This is a genomic window from Streptomyces sp. NPDC002499 (assembly GCF_053595415.1).
Genome location: NZ_JBSFXO010000006.1, coordinates 347,038 through 363,140, shown reverse-complemented (window position 1 = coordinate 363,140; position 16,103 = coordinate 347,038). Strand labels below are relative to the sequence as shown.

Here is a 16,103-nt window from a genome sequence, read left to right as displayed (position 1 = left end):
GGGGCCCGTGGTGGGGGCCACCGCTGCGTGCTCGCTCCGCTCGCTCATTGTCGTATCTACTTCCGCAGCTCGATGACGGTCTTGCCGATGCGGATCGGCGCGCCCAGCGGAATCGGCGTGGGGGTAGTCAGCCGGCTCCGGTCGAGATACGTGCCGTTGGTGGAGCCCAGGTCCTCGACGATCCACTGGCCGTCGCGGTCCGGATAGATCCTGGCATGGCGGCTGGAGGCGTAGTCGTCGTCCAGCACGATCGTGCTGTCGTGCGCCCGGCCCAGGGTGATGGTCTGGCCCTGCAGCGCGACGGTGGTGCCGGTGAGGATGCCCTCGCTCACCACGAGCTTGGTCGGTGCGTTGCGTCGCTGGCGGCCGCCGGCCTGCTGACGCTGCGGTGGGGGCGCGGCCTGCTGGCGGGCGGGCTGTTGCTGGCGCCCGGCCTCCCGGCGGGACCCGCGCTGGGTGACCCGCGTTCCGAACAGGTCGCTGCGGATGACCTGCACGGCCACGATCACGAACAGCCATAGAACGGCCAGAAATCCTAGCCGCATGACCGTCAGGGTCAGCTCTGACATTGCCCCCGCTTCACCCTTCGGCTTGCCGGTAAACGATGGTGGTCTGGCCCACGACGATCCGCGAGCCGTCGCGGAGCGTAGCGCGGGTGGTGTGCTGCCCGTCCACCACGATGCCGTTGGTGGACCCGAGATCCTGGACGGTAGAGGGCGATCCGGTCCGGATCTCGCAGTGCCGGCGGGATACTCCGGGGTCGTCGATCCGCACGTCGGCCTCGGTGCTGCGGCCCAGCACCAGCGTCGCGCGGGAGATCTGATGGCGGGTGCCGTTGATCTCGATCCAGTGGCGGGTACGCGAGCCGGGCGCCGGAGCGCCGACCGGGCCGCCGCCCGCGCGCGGGGCCTGCTGCGGGGAGCCGTACCCACCGGGGCGCGCGCCGCCGGGCGGCGGCCCGGCGGGCATCGGCGGGGCGGCCGCGGGTGCGGCGGCCGGCGGGTAGCCGTAACCGCCGCCGGGCCGGCCGGCCGCGGGCGGAGCCGCCGGGGCGGCGCTGCCGGGGGCCTGCTGGTTGGTGGAGGAGGCGAGCGTACGGCTGCGCACCCGGTACAGACCGGTGTCGAGGTCGTCCGCCTTCTCCAGGTTGACCTTGATCGGTCCCATGAAGGCGTACCGCTGCTGCTTGGCGTAGTCGCGCACCATGCCGGCCAGTTCGTCGCCGAGCTGGCCGGAGTAGGGGCTGAGCCGCTCGAAGTCCGGCGCGCTCAGCTCCACGATGAAGTCGTTGGGCACCACGGTCCGGTCGCGGTTCCAGATGGTCGCGTTGTTGTCGCACTCGCGCTGCAGCGCGCCCGCGATCTCCACCGGCTGGACCTCGGACTTGAACACCTTGGCGAAGGTGCCGTTGACCAGACCTTCGAGGCGTTGCTCGAACTTCTTCAGGACTCCCATGGGGCACCTCCTCCGTCTCTGCCGTCCTGGGCACTGCGTACTTGGTACTGCTTACTGATCGTATCCACGCGCCGCTGAATCGGCTGGTTCCCCCTGTCGGCCCTGTCGACGGGTGTCGACGCCTGCGAAGTTCCCTGCGGAGCCCTGTTTCGAACTCCCGCGGTGCACTCCCCTGGCGAACTCCTCCCGCGTACTCCTCGTCGCATCCTCTGGCAAGGATCGTAGAGGCGGCCGCAGACCAGTGTCCCGCACCTGACTGTGCGCCCGGCCCGGCTCCTGGGGAGACGGGCCGGACCGGTACGAGGTTGATACGTGAACAGCCGCACATTGATACGGAGCCAGGGAACTTTTGGATCACTCGCCGACCACACCGTCCGGTGGCGGTCCGGCGGTGCCTTCGACGACTGCCCTGGTCGTCGGCTGCCCCCGGATAAGGGATGTGAACCCACCCCTACCCCCGTGCTAATCTTCTGCATGTCGGAAGGCGCCAGCCCCTTGGGGAAAAGCCCGAGGACACACCCAATGCGCGGGTGGCGGAATAGGCAGACGCGCTGGATTCAGGTTCCAGTGCCCGAAAGGGCGTGGGGGTTCAACTCCCCCCTCGCGCACCAGTCGAAGGCCCCCAAGTCTCAGGACTTGGGGGCCTTCGCGTTGTCCGGGGGCGGTGTGAGCCGTATTACCTGGTGAGGACAATCACACGGCTTCGCCACCGCCCGGCGGGCGTCACGCGGCGAGGCGTTCGGCGACCGCCTTGGCCTTGGTGGCGGCCTCCTCAAGGGCGCGCTCGCGCGAGGCCTCGTAGAGGGGGACCAGCTCGGCCATCGCCGGGTTGTGCGGGGCCATGGTCAGCTCCGGGACGATGAACTCGACGTCCAGGGCGAGGGCTCCGGTGAGGACCGCCGCGAGGTAGTTCTGGACGTACTCGTTCTGTTCGCGCGGGGTGCCGGGGGCGTAGGAACCGCCGCGGCTGGCGACCACGGTGACCGGGGTGCCGGCGATCTTCGAGTCCTCGGTGCCGGCGGTGCGGCCCATCAGGATCACGTTGTCCAGCCAGGCCTTGAGGGTCGAGGGGATCGCGAAGTTGTACATCGGGGCGCCGATCAGCACGGCGTCCGCCTCCTCCAGCTCCTCGATCAGCCGCAGCCGCGCGGCGAACGCGGCGGCCTGCTCGGGGGTGTGCGTGGCCGGATCCGCGAAGCCCGCGGTGTGGGAGTCGGCGGTGATGTGCGGCACCGGGTTCACGGAGAGGTCGCGGTGGATCACCGTGCCCTCCGGGTGCTGCTCCTCCCAGGCCTTGCGGAAGGCCTCGGTGACGGCCCGGGAGGCGGAGGCCTCGGCCGGGAACACGGAGGAGTCGATGTGCAGGAGTGTGGACATGGGGAGCTCCCGTAAGGTGGTGAGAATTCGTACTGGACTATTGATAACACAGTCACTTACTTTTTTTCATCCCCTCACGGTGGGGGCAGTACCCTGGGGTGCATGGCGGTCGAGCAGGGTCACGATCTGGGCGCGTGCAAGCGGGTGGACGGCGGCATCACGCGCGTCTTCCAACTGCTCGGAAAGCGCTGGACCGGCCCGATCGTGGCCGTCCTGACCGGCGGGCCCGCGTACTTCACCGACCTGCGCCGCGCCATCCCCGGCATCAGCGAGCGCATGCTCTCCGACCGGCTCACCGAACTCGGCGCCGCCGGCCTGCTGGTGCGCGAGGTGGACGAGGGTCCGCCGCTGCGCGTCTCCTACCGGCTGACGCCCGCCGGGGCCGCGCTGGAACCCGCGCTCAAGGAGCTCGGGGAGTGGGCGAAGGTGCACCTGCCCGAAGGGGCACAGCCGCCGGACTGCTGACCGGTGTCCGGTTTTCCACAGGCGTGGAGTTGTCCACAGGGTCTGACGCGTTTCGGCCACCGGCTGTACGGTCTGCACGAGTTGATGTTCGTGTGCGTGCGGGGGAGGCGGTCGGTGTGACCGAAAACGGAGCGGTGACGACAGACACGGCGGGAGTCGAGGCCGCGGCCTCGGCGGCGCCTACGGCTGCCGCGGAACCGGCGGCCGCGGAGCCGACGGTGGTCGTGGTGCCGGTCGCCGCGGCGCGCAGGCTGCCGCGGGTACCGGGGTTCGCCCACGGGCCCGCCGAGGGCTCGCCCAAGGACGAGGGCAAGGCGCTGCGCAGGCTGGTCCCGCGCGGCTCGCACGCCGCGTTCGACCTGGACGGCTCCCGGCCCACCGCGGTCGCCGCCGTCGAGGAGTCCAACCGCGGCCGCATCCCCGGGCTCACGCCGATACGGGCGGGCCGGATGGCGGCGACCCCCTTCGCCTTCCTGCGCGGCTCGGCCGGCCTCATGGCCTACGACCTCGCGCGGACCCCCATGACGAGGATCCGCGCCCAGATCTGCGGCGACGCGCACGCCGCCAACTTCGGCCTGTACGGGGACGCGCGCGGCGACCTGGTCATCGACCTGAACGACTTCGACGAGACGGTCGACGGCCCCTGGGAGTGGGACCTCAAGCGGCTCGCCGCCTCACTGGTGCTCGCGGGCCGGGAGGCCGGCGCCGACGAGGACACCTGCCGCAAGGCGGCCCACGGCGCGGTCGGCGCCTACCGCCGCACCATGCGGCTGCTGGCCAAGCTCCCGGTGCTGGACGCGTGGAACGCCATCGCGGACGAGGAACTCGTCTCCCACACCGACGCCCACGACCTGGTCGGCACCCTGGAGCGGGTCTCCGAGAAGGCGCGGGGCAACACCAGCGGGCGGTTCGCGGCGAAGTCGACGGAGCGCACCGAGGACGGCGGCCGCCGCTTCGTGGAGGCCCCGCCCGTGCTGCGCCGCGTGCCGGACGAGGAGGCCGCCGCGGTCGCCTCCTCCCTGGAGCACTACCTGACGACACTCTCCGAGGACCGCCTCCCGCTGCTGTCCCGGCACGCGGTGCACGACGTCGCGTTCCGGGTCGTCGGCACCGGCAGCGTGGGCACGCGCTCGTACGTGGTGCTGCTCCTGGACCACCGGGGCGAACCGCTCGTGCTCCAGGTCAAGGAGTCCCGCCCGTCCGTGCTGGTGCCGCACCTGGTGGCGGCCGGCTTCGAGACACCCACCGTCGAACACGAGGGCCGGCGCGTGGTCCTGGGCCAGAAGCGCATGCAGGTCGTCAGCGACATCCTGCTGGGCTGGACGACGGTCGACGGACTGCCCTTCCAGGTACGGCAGTTCCGCAACCGCAAGGGCAGCGTCGACCCCGCGGCCCTCGCCGCCGACCAGATCGACGACTACGGCCGCATGACCGGCGCCCTGCTGGCCCGCGCCCACTCCCACAGCGCCGACCCGCGCCTGATCTCCGGGTACTGCGGCAAGAGCGAGGAGCTGGACGAGGCCCTGGCCGACTTCGCCGTCGCCTACGCCGACCGCACGGAGGCCGACCACGCCGACCTGGTCGCCGCGGTGCGGGCCGGGAAGGTGCCGGCGGAGATGGGGGTCTGAGGGAAGTGACGGATGTGAGGAGCGCCGGGTGAAGTACGTCGACCTCGACGGGCGGGACGGTGAGGCGACCGGGGTCGTCGACCCGCGGCCCTATCTCGCGCGGTTGCCGGCGCTCGCCGACCAACTGCCGCCGGGGGCACGCGCGTTCGCCACCGACCCCGGGCACTACGACCTCGCCGGCCGACGGTGTGTGAAGGATCTCAGGCCGCAGGCGGTGCGCCGGACCGGCGACGACGAGATCGAGATCCGCTTCGGCCACGACTGCGGGCAGCACGAGGGGGACCTCCTGGTGCGGTACGCGGGTGTCTCGCGCTTCCAGGTGGACGTCCTGGGCTTCTGCGACGTCTCGGCGCTGGGCGACGTGATCCTCGACGAACTCCTGCCGCACCCCGAGGGCTGCACCCACGAGATCGCCTGCCGCCCGGGCACGCTGGTCGTCGCCTGCCGGGACCTGGCGGCGGAGTGGGTGGAGGCGGGGTGCTCCGGGGCGGGGACGGGCTAGGGCTGTGACCGCATACGGTCGCCGGGGTGGTGGCTCGTCTCGGTAGCGTGCACGGCGTGATCGACTCATATGCGAGTTCCGACGATGCCGAGGTCGCGATAGCCGGGGCGCGGGCCGGCGCGGCTGTGGTCCGTGACATGTACGGCCGGCGCCTCACCCGCATCGACAAGGGTGCCGGGGACTTTGCCACCGCGGCCGACGTGGAGGCCGAGGCGGTGATCCTCGACGTCATCCGTGCCGCACGGCCCGATGACGCGGTGCTCGGTGAGGAGGGCGGTCAGCGGGGCGGCGCCGACGCCGTGCGCCAGTGGCTGGTGGACCCCCTGTGCGGCACGCTGAACTACGCCGTCGGCAGCATGCTGGTGGCCGTCAACGTGGCGCTGCGCGAGGGGGCGGCGGCGGTGGCCGACCCGTTCGGCGACGAGGTCTTCTTCACCGACGGCGAGAGCGCCTGGGTGCGGCACGACGGCGCGGACGACGTACTGACGCCCACTTCCGACTCCCGATTGGTGGACGTCAATCTGGATCAGCCGTTCCCGGGTGCGCCCGGATTCCGGGCTGTGGATCTGCTGGCCCACCCCGGGTTCGTCGAGCGGTTCCGGCCCCGGGTCGTGTCGACGACCCTGGCGCTGGCCTGGGTTGCCGCCGGCAAGCGCGCCGCGTACGTCACCGATGGCGGCGACCTCTCCGGGAGCGTGCACTTCGCCGCCGGCATCGCTGTGTGCCGGGCTGCCGGCTGTGTCGTCACCGGGATCGACGGCGCTCCGATCGGCGAGGGAGGCCGCGGGCTCGTAGTCGCCGCCGACGACGAGACCCACGGGCAGCTGATGTCGATGATCCGCACTCCTTAGTGCTGTGACCATGTCGGTTCGCCGTGTTGGTGGTCGCGGGTGAGGCGCGTGGCCCCGGTGCCGGACGGTGGTTGCGGGGGCCTGGGACCGGTGTCGGGCCGCCGTCGCGAGGGCCCGTGACGGTGGGGCGGCGTGGGCGACCCGCGCGTGGCCTACGCTGAGCGGGTGACGAGCCCAGACGCTGAGCAGGGTGCCGGTGCCGCCGGTGGGGCGCAGGCGGTACCCGAGGACGGTACGCCGCGGCCCGAGGAGCGGCTGGAGCGGGCCGTGCGGGCCGCCGAACAGGCATTGATCGAGTACGAGATCGCGGTCGAGACCTTCCGTATCGAGGTCGAGAACTTCTCCCGGCTGCACCACCAGAAGCTCGGGCCGATGTACACCCGCCTCGACGAGCTGGACGCGGAGATCGCCGAGGCCAAGGCAGCCCGCACCGGCGACCCCGAGGATGTGCGCAAGGCGGACGAGGCGCGGGCCCGGGTGATGCCGATGCCCGGCGTCGAGGAGCTGTTCAACGGCTGGATGGACGGGGACGGACTGTTCCCCGAGGCGGCCGCGATGCTCACCGACCAGCCGGTGCGGCCCCCGCAGCGGGTGCGCCCCAGCGACGAGGCCCGCAAGCTCTACCGGGAACTGGCCCGCAAGGCCCACCCCGACCTGTCGACGGACGAGTCCGAGCGGGCCCGGCGCGAGGAGTTCATCACCCGCGTCAACGCCGCTTACGCGCGCGGCGACGAGCCGCTGCTGCGCGAACTGGCCGCGGAGTGGGCCAAGGGACCGGAGCCCGAGCAGCGCGGCCCGAGCGCCAGCGAGGAGCTCTACGCCCGCCTCGAATGGCTCGCCCGCCGCAAGGAACTCCTCGCCCTGGTCGCCAAGGAGCTGGAGGACGGGCCGATCGGCTCGATGCTGCGGATGGCGCCCGACGATCCGGACCACCTGCTGGACGAGATCGCCGAGCAGCTGCTGGCGCAGGTCGCCGAGCGGGAGCGGGAGTTGGCGGAGCTGGTCGGGTAGCCACCGGGCCGGCCCGACGGCGGGCGAAGCAACCGGCCCGGCATGGTGTCGGGCGCGTCGGGTAGCGTCGGGGCATGCATTTTGGAGCTGGTGTGCCCACGGTCGAGGTCGGGGATCTCAAGGACGGCGACTTCCTGCTCGACGTCCGTGAGGACGACGAGTGGGAGGCGGGGCACGCGGAAGGTGCCCTGCACATCCCGATCAGTGAGTTCGTGGCCCGGTACGGCGAGCTGACCGAGGCCGCGCCGCAGGACGGCAAGGTCAATGTGATCTGCCGTTCCGGCGGGCGTTCGGCGCAGGTCACGACGTATCTGGTCCAGCAGGGCATCGACGCCGTGAACGTCGACGGCGGCATGCAGGTGTGGGCCGCGGCGGGCCGACCCGTCGTGACGGACGACGGCGGGACCGGATTCGTTCTCTAGACGTCTCGGCCGATCGGGGCGGGTCAGCTGAGCGGGTGCGCCGCCAACAGGTCGCCCAGGGCTTCCTCGTGCGCCGCAGCGGGGCCGAGCGACAGTTCCAGGTGCTTGGCCCAGGCGTGGTACCGGTGCAGCGGGTACTCGACGTCGGCCCCGAAGCCGCCGTGCAGATGCTGTGCCGTCTGCACGATCCGTCGTACGCCCTCCGAGGCCCAGATCTTGGCGACGGCCACGTCACCGGAGACCGGCAGCGCGCCCGGCGCCCCCGAGGCGACCCGCCAGGCGGCCTGCCACAGCGTCGCCTCCATCGCCCGCAGGTCGATGTAACGGTCCGCGGCCTGCACGGCCACCGCCTGGAAGGTGGCGACCGGGAACCCGAACTGCTCCCGCTTGCCGGTGTATTCGCTGGTCATGCGCAGCACCCGCTCGCCGAGACCGAGCGCCAGCGCGCACGTCCCGGTGGTCAGCAGCTCGCGCAGCCACTCCCAGGCGCCGTCGGCGTCGATGACGTCACGGGCGGCGATCCGGGCGGACTCCAGGCGCAGTTCGCCGAGCCGCTCGCCGTTGGTGGAGAACTGCTCTCCCAGGCCGACGCCCTCGTGGACGCGGGGGACCACCGCGAGCACCGTCCGGTCCGTGGCCGTGTGCGCGGGTACGAGGATGTGGTCGGCGACCTGGGCCCACGGCACCGCCGTCTGCACCCCGTCCAGGATCCACGCGTCGCCGTCCTGCCGTGCGGTCACGGCGAGTTCGGCCCCGTCGTGGCCGGTACGTCCGCTGGAGGCGACGGTCAGCACCAGTTCGCCGCGGCCCGCCGGCGCGAGCAGGGCCGACCTCAACTCCTCGCCGCCGTACGTCTGTACGGCGGCCGCGGCCGCGCTGCTCTCCAGCAACGGCACCCTGGCCAGCACCTTCGCGGACTCGCGCAGCACCTGGCACAGCGCGATCGCGTCCAGGCCGGCCCCGCCGTACTCCGCGTCCAGCAGCAGGCTCAGCAGGTCCGCCTCGGCGAGCGTGGCCCACAGCGCGCGGTCGAAGTCGTCGGCGACGGCGCCCGCGACGAGCGCGGGACTCGGCACCGCGTCGGGGGCGACTCCGGCGAACACGCCCCGCGCCGCCTCTGCCGCCGCCTGCTGCTCCTCGGTGAAGGTGAAGTCCACGGTCCAGTCCTCTCGGCGGCTCCGTTGATCTGACGGTGCGTCAAGATAGAACAGGTTCTAGAAGAAGGGAATGGTCGAGGGTGGACCCGCCTCGGCCGGTTCCTGCCCGGTCCGCCTTCGCTCGGCCCGTCCCGACCGATCGTCCGGTTTGTCCTGAATTTGCTGGAGGGCGCGCACCGTAAGGTGTCAGTCGCTGTGGACCACCGGCACGACCAGGCGTTCGAGAGGGGCTGTGCCGGGCGGGCCGGTCTGAGTACCGTTCCCGTGCGAACGCGCTGGAGCGGATGGACCGGGATCGGGAAACGGGGTGGAATGGACGCGTACGACACGGACTCGGACGCCCGGCGGGAGCCGGCCGGATCGGGCGGTCCGGACGAGGCGGAGACTCCCGCTGCCGACGCGGCGGCAGAGCCGATCACGTCCGAGCCGATCCCGCCCGAGCCGACTACGTCAGTGCCGACCACGCCAGTGCCGGCTTCAGGCGCACCCCCCGCCGCTGTTCCCTCTGTCGTGGTGCCCCCGGCCTTCATACCCCCCGCCGCCGATCCCCGTACCGGCGTCGCCGCGCTCTCCCCGCGCTATCAGGTCGCCGCGGCGCTCGCGCTGGCCGTCGTCGCGGTGACCGTGTGCGTGCATCTCGCGCTGGTCTTTCTGCACGTGGCGCCGTCGAACACGGTCACCAAGCAGCACGGCAACGCGATAGACGACTGGGTGTACCCGGAGTTCGAGCAGAACTGGAAGCTCTTCGCGCCCAACCCGCTCCAGCAGAACATCGCCGTCCAGGTCCGGGCCGAGGTGCACACCGAGGACGGCGACGTGAACACCACCGGCTGGTACGACCTGTCCGCCGAGGACGGCCGGGCGATAGACGGCAATCTGCTGCCGAGCCACACCGACCAGAACGAACTGCGCCGGGCCTGGGACTTCTTCGCCTCCACCCATGACGCCGAGAACCGCCCCTCGGGTCTGCGCGGCACCCTGTCCGAGACGTATCTGCGGCGGATCGTGGTGCTGCGTCTGGACCGCGAGGGCGCGGCCGGGCGGACCGGGGTCATAGAGAACGTGCAGGTCAGGGCGCGTACCACCAATGTGCCCGCGCCGAAGTGGAGTGACGAGAAGATCTCGGACCAACCGATGTACCGCGTGCTGCCCTGGTGGACGGTCACCGCCGCCGACAGCGACGGAGGCGCCGCGTGAACCGCTTCGCCCTGTCGGTCTCCGCGGCCATCGCCCGGATCACCGAGTCGGCGCTCGGCCCGTACCAGGCCGCCGTGGTCCGCATCGGTTTCAGCGCGACCTGGCTGCTGTTCCTGCTGCGCGAGCTGCCGCACCGCCAGGAGCTGTACGGTCCCGACAGCCCCTGGAGCTGGGACCTCGCCCAGCAGCTGATCGCCAACAACCACGCGTTCACGGCCCTGATGTGGTCGGACGGACAGACCTGGTTCGAGATCGTCTACGCGCTCGCCGTGCTGACCGGCGCGCTGCTGCTCCTTGGCTGGCGCACCCGCACGATGTCCGTGCTGTTCATGCTCGGCGTGCTCTCGCTCCAGAACCGCAGCGTCTTCATGGGTGACGGCGGCGACAACGTCCTGCACCTGATGTCGATCTACCTCGTCTTCACCCGCTGCGGCCAGGTGTGGTCGCTGGACGCGCGACGGGCGCGGCGCACGGACGAGGCACGCGCGCGCGGCGAGCACGTCACGGACCGGACCGGTCCCGTCCTGTGGTCGGTGCTCGGCTTCGCGCTGGTCGCGGTGACCGCCGGGGGCCGCCTCGACGGCGTCGACCCGACCGTGCCGGTGATCCTGTGGGGCATGTGGTCGGCGCTGGGCGTGTGGTGGGCCGTCGGGCGGCTGGCGAAGGGCAGCGAGCCGCGGATCCTGCTCGACGTCATCGGCAACATCGTGCACAACGCCGGACTGTTCGTGATCATGGCCGAGGCCTGTCTGATCTACGCGACGGCCGGCTGGTACAAGATCCAGGGCTCGCGCTGGCAGGACGGCACCGCTGTCTACTACCCGCTCCACCTGGACTACTTCTCGCCCTGGCCCGCCCTCGCCGACCTGCTCTCCTCCAGCGGCACGATGGTGATGCTCGTGACGTACGGGACCGTGATCGTGCAGGTCGCGTTCCCCTTCACGCTGTTCAACCGACGGGTCAAGAACGTCCTGCTGGCCGCGATGATGTTCGAGCACGCGGTGATCGCCGTGGTCCTGGGGCTGCCGTTCTTCTCGCTGGCGATGATCGCGGCGGACGCGGTCTTCCTGCCGACGACGTTCCTGCTCCGCACTGGCGGCTGGGCGGCACGCGCGCGTGACCGCGTCCTCGCCCGGGTCCGACCCGGTCGTACGGAGCTGCCGGCGCCCCGCGCCCCGGAGAACCCCGAGCACGCGCCCGTAGGCTTCACGCCATGACCGCCTCCGCCCCTGACCTGCTCAGCACCTGGCACCGGCTGGCCGACGCCTCCGTCCTGCTCGACGGCTTCCACGCCCTCAAGCACGCCGTGCGCTTCGGGGCCGACATCCCGATGGCGGTCGCGGTGGACCGGGCGGCGGCACTGGCCCTCGCGGACGACCTGGCCCCGGACGTACGGGACACGCTGGCCGGCCTTCTGACGGAGGTGGCGGCGGGGACGTACGCGAACCTCGTGCCGCGCCCGCATCCGACCGAGGTCGCCGCGTTGGCCGTACGACCGTCTCGCGAGGCCGCGCTGGAGAAGCTGGCACATCTGCCCCGGACCACGCCCGTCGTGGTCCTCGACAACCCGCGCAACCTCGGCAACGCGGGCGCGGTCATCCGCCTGGCCGCCGGTTTCGGCGCGACCGGCGTGATCACCACCGGCACGCTCGACCCGTGGCACCCCACGGTGGTACGCGCCGGCGCGGGCCTGCACTTCGCCACCACGGTCGAGCACCTGCCGGTCGAAGAACTGCCGCCGGGCCCGCTGTTCGCCCTGGACCCCGAGGGCGACGACATCCGGGGCATCAAACTCCCGGACGACGCCGTCCTGGCCTTCGGCTCCGAACGCGCCGGACTCTCGCCCGAACTCCGCACGCGAGCCGACCACTTGCTGTCCCTGCCGATGCGCCCGCAGGTCTCCAGCTACAACTTGGCGACGAGTGTGGCGATGACCTTGTACCACTGGAGCATCGGAACAGGGGCACCCCTTTAACGGCAGCGCCGAGCGTTTTTAGGGGCGCGGGGAACTGCGCGACCAGCCACATCGGACGGTCAGCCGCACAGAATCCGCACCCCCCACCCCCTTAGGCGTCCCGACGCACCTCAATAACCCGGAACCGGTTGGCCACAAACGCCCCATCGGCCAGCGCAGCATTCGCCGCCGGGTTCCCCCCGGACCCGTGGAAGTCCGAGAACGCAGCCGTCTGATTGACGAACACCCCACCCGTCAGATTCAGCGACAACTGCGCCGCCTCCTCGAGGCAGACCTCCTCGACCGCAGCCTCAACTCCCGCATCGGTCGTGTACGCCCCGACAGTCATCGCCCCCTTCTCCCGAATCGTCCGCCCCAGCAAGGCCACCGCATCCGCGGCGGAGTCGACGGCGACGGCGAAGGAGACAGGACCGAAGCACTCGTTCATGTACGCGGCCTCGTCGTCCGGCTTCGCCCCGTCCAGCTTCACGATCACCGGCGTACGCACCACCGCGTCCGGGAACTCGGGGTTCGTGATCTCCCGTGAGGCGAGGGCGACTTCGCCGAGCCCGGCGGCGGCCTCCACCCGGGCCTTCACGTCAGGGTTGACGATCGCGCCCAGCAGCCCGTTGGCGCGCGCATCGTCACCCAGCAGCCCGTCGACCGCGCGGGCGAGATCCGCGACCACCTCGTCGAAGGTCTTGTGGCCCTGGTCGGTGCCGATGCCGTCGCGGGGGATCAGCAGGTTCTGCGGGGTGGTGCACATCTGGCCGCTGTAGAGCGAGAGCGAGAACGCCAGGTTGGCGAGCATGCCCTTGTAGTTCGCGGCCGACTCCACGAGGACCGTGTTCACGCCGGCCTTCTCCGTGTAGACCTGCGCCTGGCGGGCGTTGGTCTCCAGCCAGTCGCCGAACGCCGTGGAACCCGTGTAGTCGATGATCCGGATCTCCGGGCGGGTGGCCAGCGTCTTGGCGATGCCCTCGCCGGGGCGCTCGGCGGCCAGCGCCACCAGGTTCGGGTCGAAGCCCGCCTCGGCGAGCACCTCGCGCGCGATCTGGACCGTGAGCGCGAGCGGCAGCACCGCGCGCGGGTGGGGCTTGACCAGGACCGCGTTGCCGGTGGCCAGGGAGGCGAACAGGCCCGGGTAGCCGTTCCACGTCGGGAAGGTGTTGCAGCCGATCACCAGGGCGATCCCGCGCGGGACCGGCGTGAACTCCTTGGTCATGACCAGCGGGTCGCGCTTGCCCTGCGGCTTGGTCCACTGAGCCGTGTCGGGCGTGCGCACCTGCTCCGCGTACGCGTAGGCCACCGCCTCCAGGGCGCGGTCCTGCGCGTGCGGGCCGCCCGCCTGGAACGCCATCATGAAGGCCTGGCCGCTGGTGTGCATGACCGCGTGCGCGAACTCGTGCGTCCGGTCGGCGATCCGCTTGAGGATCTCCAGGCTCACCACCGCGCGGACCTCCGGGCCCGCGTCCCGCCAGGCGCGCTGTCCGGCCTTCATGGCGGGCAGCAGGACGTCGAGGTCCGCGTGCGGGTACTCGACGCCCAGCTCGATGCCGTACGGCGAGACCTCGCCGCCCGTCCAGCCGTCCGTGCCCGGCTGGTCCAGGTCGAGGCGGGTGCCCAGGAGGGCGTCGAAGGCGGCCTTGCCCGCCGCCATGTCCAGGCTGCCGTTCTCCCCGTACGCCTTGGGGTGTTCGGGGTGGGGCGACCAGTACGCGCGCGTACGGATCGCTTCCAGGGCCTGGTCGAGTGTGGGCCGGTGCTTGGCGATCAGTTCGTGCGCGGTCGGTTCGGCAGCCATGGGGGGACCATCTCCTCGTCTTGCGAACACTGTGACTCTTTGCCGGGCTCATGACCTGGGCAGTAACAAGGCGCGGGAACACCCGCTCAGAGTTAGAGTAACCGAACGATCGGTCGGGACAAGGGGGTCCGCCGCATCTGTGGAAAACCCCGTGCGGGAGGATCGCGCACATGACAGCACTGGACCTCAGCAGCCCCGTGGCCGTCGTCGGTACCGGCACCATGGGCCAGGGCATCGCCCAGGTCGCGCTGGTCGCCGGCCACCACGTGCGGTTGTACGACACCGTTCCCGGACGCGCCCGGGAGGCGGCCGAGGCGATCGTCGCCCGTCTCGACCGGCTCGTCGCGAAGGACCGGCTCTCCGCCGACGAGCGGGACGCGGCCCGCGCGCGGCTGCTGCCCGCCGCCGACCTCGCCGACCTCGCGGACTGCACGCTGGTCGTCGAGGCGGTGCTGGAGCGGCTGGACGTCAAGCAGGACCTGTTCCGGGCGCTGGAGGACCTGGTCGACGAGGACTGTCTGCTCGCCACCAACACCTCGTCCCTGTCCGTCACCGCCATCGGCGGCGCCCTGCGCAACCCCGGCCGCCTCGTCGGCCTGCACTTCTTCAACCCCGCCCCGCTGCTGCCGCTGGTCGAGGTCGTCTCCGGCTTCGCCACCGACGTCACGTCGGCCACGCGCGCGTACGAGATGGCCCGCGCCTGGGGCAAGACGCCGGTCGCCTGCGCCGACACCCCGGGCTTCATCGTCAACCGGCTCGCCCGGCCCTTCTACGCCGAGGCGTTCGCGGTCTACGAGGCCCAGGGCGCCGACCCGGCCACCATCGACGCCGTGCTGCGCGAGTCGGGCGGCTTCAGGATGGGCGCGTTCGAACTGACCGACCTCATCGGGCAGGACGTCAACGAAGCGGTGACGCGCTCGGTGTGGGAGGCCTTCTTCCAGGACGTACGTTTCACGCCCTCGCTCGCCCAGCGCCGCCTGGTGGAGTCCGGCCGGCTCGGCCGCAAGAGCGGACAGGGCTGGTACGACCACGGCAAGGACGCCGAGCCCGCCGAGCCGCACACCGCGGAACCGCAGCGGGCGCCCGCCTACGTCGTCGTCGAGGGCGACCTGGGCCCGGCCGCCGAACTCCTCCCGTTGCTGCGCGAGGCGGGCATCCAGGTCCGCGAGGACGAGGAGGACCACGGCACCCGCCTGGTGCTGCCCGGCGGCGGCCAGTTGGCGCTCGCCGACGGCCAGACCTCGGTGGAGTTCCGCGACGTCGTCTACTTCGACCTCGCCCTCGACTACCGCAAGGCCACCCGCATCGCCCTGTCCGCCTCCCAGGACACCTCGCCGCAGACGCTCACCGAGGCCACCGGCCTCTTCCAGGCGCTCGGCAAGGACGTCAGCCTCATCGGGGACGTACCCGGCATGATCGTCGCCCGCACGGTCGCCCGGATCGTCGACCTGGCGCACGACGCCGTCGCCAAGGGCGTGGCCACCGAGGAGGACATCGACACCGCGATGCGCCAGGGGGTCAACTACCCCCTGGGCCCGTTCGAATGGAGCCGCAGGCTCGGCCGCAACTGGGCCTACGCCCTCCTGGACGACCTGCACATGCGCGACCCGTCCGGACGCTACGCGCCGTCCCTCGCGCTCTACCGACACGCGTACGCCACCGACAAGCGGGAGGGCAGCACGTCATGACCACCGCCAAGCGCGACACGTACACCCCGGAGACGCTGCTGTCCGTCGCCGTCCAGGTCTTCAACGAGCGCGGCTACGACGGCACCTCCATGGAGCACCTCTCCAAGGCGGCCGGCATCTCCAAGTCGTCGATCTACCACCACGTGGCCGGCAAGGAGGAACTGCTGCGCCGGGCCGTGAGCCGGGCCCTGGACGGCCTCTTCGAGATCCTCGACGAGGAGCCCGCGCGCGTGGGCAGCGCAGAGGGGCGGCTGGAGTACGTCGTGCGGCGGATGGTCGAGGTGCTGATCACCGAGCTGCCCTACGTGACGCTGCTGCTGCGGGTGCGCGGCAACACGGGCACCGAGCGGTGGGCCCTGGACCGGCGCCGGGACTTCGACCACCGGGTCGCCGACCTGCTGCGGGCGGCGGCCGACGCCGGCGAGGTGCGCGGCGACGTGGAGGTGCGGCTCGCGACACGGCTGGTCTTCGGGATGATCAACTCGATCGTCGAGTGGTACCGCCCCGACGGGCGCGGCATGAACGAACGCGAGGTCGCGGACGCGGTCGTACGGCTGGTCTTCTCGGGGCTGCGCAAGCAGGACTGACACGC

Annotated in this window: 16 protein-coding genes and 1 tRNA gene; 12 read left to right on the top strand and 5 right to left on the bottom strand. The window is 71.5% G+C overall.

The window, feature by feature from the left end; all coding sequences use genetic code 11:
• Positions 1 to 56 precede the first annotated feature (56 nt).
• Positions 57 to 569: an FHA domain-containing protein FhaB/FipA gene (locus tag ACWD5F_RS18810; RefSeq protein ID WP_123998936.1), complete on the bottom strand. Its 513-nt coding sequence runs from the start codon at positions 567 to 569 to the stop codon at positions 57 to 59.
• A 10-nt stretch (positions 570 to 579) separates the two neighbouring features.
• Positions 580 to 1,455 carry an FhaA domain-containing protein gene (locus ACWD5F_RS18805; RefSeq protein ID WP_401720331.1) on the bottom strand — a complete coding sequence of 292 codons (876 nt, stop codon included), beginning with the start codon at positions 1,453 to 1,455 and terminating at the stop codon, positions 580 to 582.
• Between the two features lie 524 nt (positions 1,456 to 1,979).
• Here ACWD5F_RS18805 and ACWD5F_RS18800 point away from each other — a divergent pair.
• Positions 1,980 to 2,066, top strand: a tRNA-Leu gene (locus tag ACWD5F_RS18800).
• 112 nt (positions 2,067 to 2,178) lie between these two features.
• Here ACWD5F_RS18800 and ACWD5F_RS18795 read toward each other — a convergent pair.
• Entirely contained in the window at positions 2,179 to 2,832 is a 654-nt protein-coding gene (locus tag ACWD5F_RS18795) for an FMN-dependent NADH-azoreductase (RefSeq protein ID WP_451255632.1), read from the bottom strand.
• A gap of 102 nt (positions 2,833 to 2,934) precedes the next feature.
• Between ACWD5F_RS18795 and ACWD5F_RS18790 the strand changes: the two genes are divergently transcribed.
• From ACWD5F_RS18790 to ACWD5F_RS18765, 6 genes are all read left to right on the top strand, one after another.
• On the top strand, positions 2,935 to 3,297 hold the full coding sequence (locus tag ACWD5F_RS18790; RefSeq protein WP_451255630.1) for a winged helix-turn-helix transcriptional regulator: 363 nt from the start codon (positions 2,935 to 2,937) through the stop codon (positions 3,295 to 3,297).
• Between the two features lie 116 nt (positions 3,298 to 3,413).
• A complete protein-coding gene (locus tag ACWD5F_RS18785; protein ID WP_451255628.1) occupies positions 3,414 to 4,925 on the top strand; it encodes a DUF2252 domain-containing protein in 1,512 nt (503 codons plus the stop codon).
• 28 nt (positions 4,926 to 4,953) lie between these two features.
• Positions 4,954 to 5,427, top strand: a complete 474-nt coding sequence (locus ACWD5F_RS18780) for a hypothetical protein (protein WP_451255626.1) — start codon at positions 4,954 to 4,956, stop codon at positions 5,425 to 5,427.
• Between the two features lie 56 nt (positions 5,428 to 5,483).
• Positions 5,484 to 6,278 (top strand): inositol monophosphatase family protein, encoded by a 795-nt coding sequence (locus ACWD5F_RS18775; protein WP_451255624.1) that lies wholly within the window; start codon positions 5,484 to 5,486, stop codon positions 6,276 to 6,278.
• 165 nt (positions 6,279 to 6,443) lie between these two features.
• A complete protein-coding gene (locus tag ACWD5F_RS18770; RefSeq protein ID WP_451255622.1) occupies positions 6,444 to 7,289 on the top strand; it encodes a J domain-containing protein in 846 nt (281 codons plus the stop codon).
• Positions 7,290 to 7,381: 92 nt separating this feature from the next.
• Positions 7,382 to 7,711 carry a rhodanese-like domain-containing protein gene (locus ACWD5F_RS18765; RefSeq protein WP_451255981.1) on the top strand — a complete coding sequence of 110 codons (330 nt, stop codon included), beginning with the start codon at positions 7,382 to 7,384 and terminating at the stop codon, positions 7,709 to 7,711.
• Positions 7,712 to 7,734: 23 nt separating this feature from the next.
• Here ACWD5F_RS18765 and ACWD5F_RS18760 read toward each other — a convergent pair whose 3' ends face one another.
• On the bottom strand, positions 7,735 to 8,868 hold the full coding sequence (locus ACWD5F_RS18760) for an acyl-CoA dehydrogenase family protein (protein WP_451255620.1): 1,134 nt from the start codon (positions 8,866 to 8,868) through the stop codon (positions 7,735 to 7,737).
• Positions 8,869 to 9,180: 312 nt separating this feature from the next.
• Here ACWD5F_RS18760 and ACWD5F_RS18755 point away from each other — a divergent pair, with 312 nt between their 5' ends.
• Genes ACWD5F_RS18755 through ACWD5F_RS18745 form a run of 3 tightly spaced genes read left to right on the top strand, consistent with a single transcriptional unit; the run spans position 9,181 to position 12,040 of the window.
• Positions 9,181 to 10,065 carry a DUF5819 family protein gene (locus tag ACWD5F_RS18755; protein ID WP_451255618.1) on the top strand — a complete coding sequence of 295 codons (885 nt, stop codon included), beginning with the start codon at positions 9,181 to 9,183 and terminating at the stop codon, positions 10,063 to 10,065.
• Positions 10,062 to 11,282: an HTTM domain-containing protein gene (locus tag ACWD5F_RS18750; protein ID WP_451255616.1), complete on the top strand. Its 1,221-nt coding sequence runs from the start codon at positions 10,062 to 10,064 to the stop codon at positions 11,280 to 11,282. Before ACWD5F_RS18755 ends, ACWD5F_RS18750 begins: the two co-directional genes overlap by 4 nt.
• The gene (locus ACWD5F_RS18745; RefSeq protein WP_451255614.1) at positions 11,279 to 12,040 is read left to right on the top strand and encodes a TrmH family RNA methyltransferase; all 762 of its coding nucleotides are present in this window, start codon (positions 11,279 to 11,281) and stop codon (positions 12,038 to 12,040) included. The genes ACWD5F_RS18750 and ACWD5F_RS18745 overlap by 4 nt, the downstream gene beginning before the upstream one ends.
• Before the next feature lie 91 nt (positions 12,041 to 12,131).
• Here ACWD5F_RS18745 and paaN read toward each other — a convergent pair whose 3' ends face one another.
• Positions 12,132 to 13,823, bottom strand: coding sequence for a phenylacetic acid degradation protein PaaN (gene paaN, locus ACWD5F_RS18740; protein ID WP_451255612.1), 1,692 nt, complete (start codon positions 13,821 to 13,823; stop codon positions 12,132 to 12,134).
• A 170-nt stretch (positions 13,824 to 13,993) separates the two neighbouring features.
• Here paaN and ACWD5F_RS18735 point away from each other — a divergent pair, with 170 nt between their 5' ends.
• Together ACWD5F_RS18735 and ACWD5F_RS18730 are read left to right on the top strand one after the other, a co-directional pair.
• On the top strand, positions 13,994 to 15,511 hold the full coding sequence (locus ACWD5F_RS18735; RefSeq protein ID WP_451255610.1) for a 3-hydroxyacyl-CoA dehydrogenase: 1,518 nt from the start codon (positions 13,994 to 13,996) through the stop codon (positions 15,509 to 15,511).
• On the top strand, positions 15,508 to 16,098 hold the full coding sequence (locus tag ACWD5F_RS18730) for a TetR/AcrR family transcriptional regulator (protein ID WP_451255608.1): 591 nt from the start codon (positions 15,508 to 15,510) through the stop codon (positions 16,096 to 16,098). The genes ACWD5F_RS18735 and ACWD5F_RS18730 overlap by 4 nt, the downstream gene beginning before the upstream one ends.
• Positions 16,099 to 16,103: the final 5 nt, after the last annotated feature.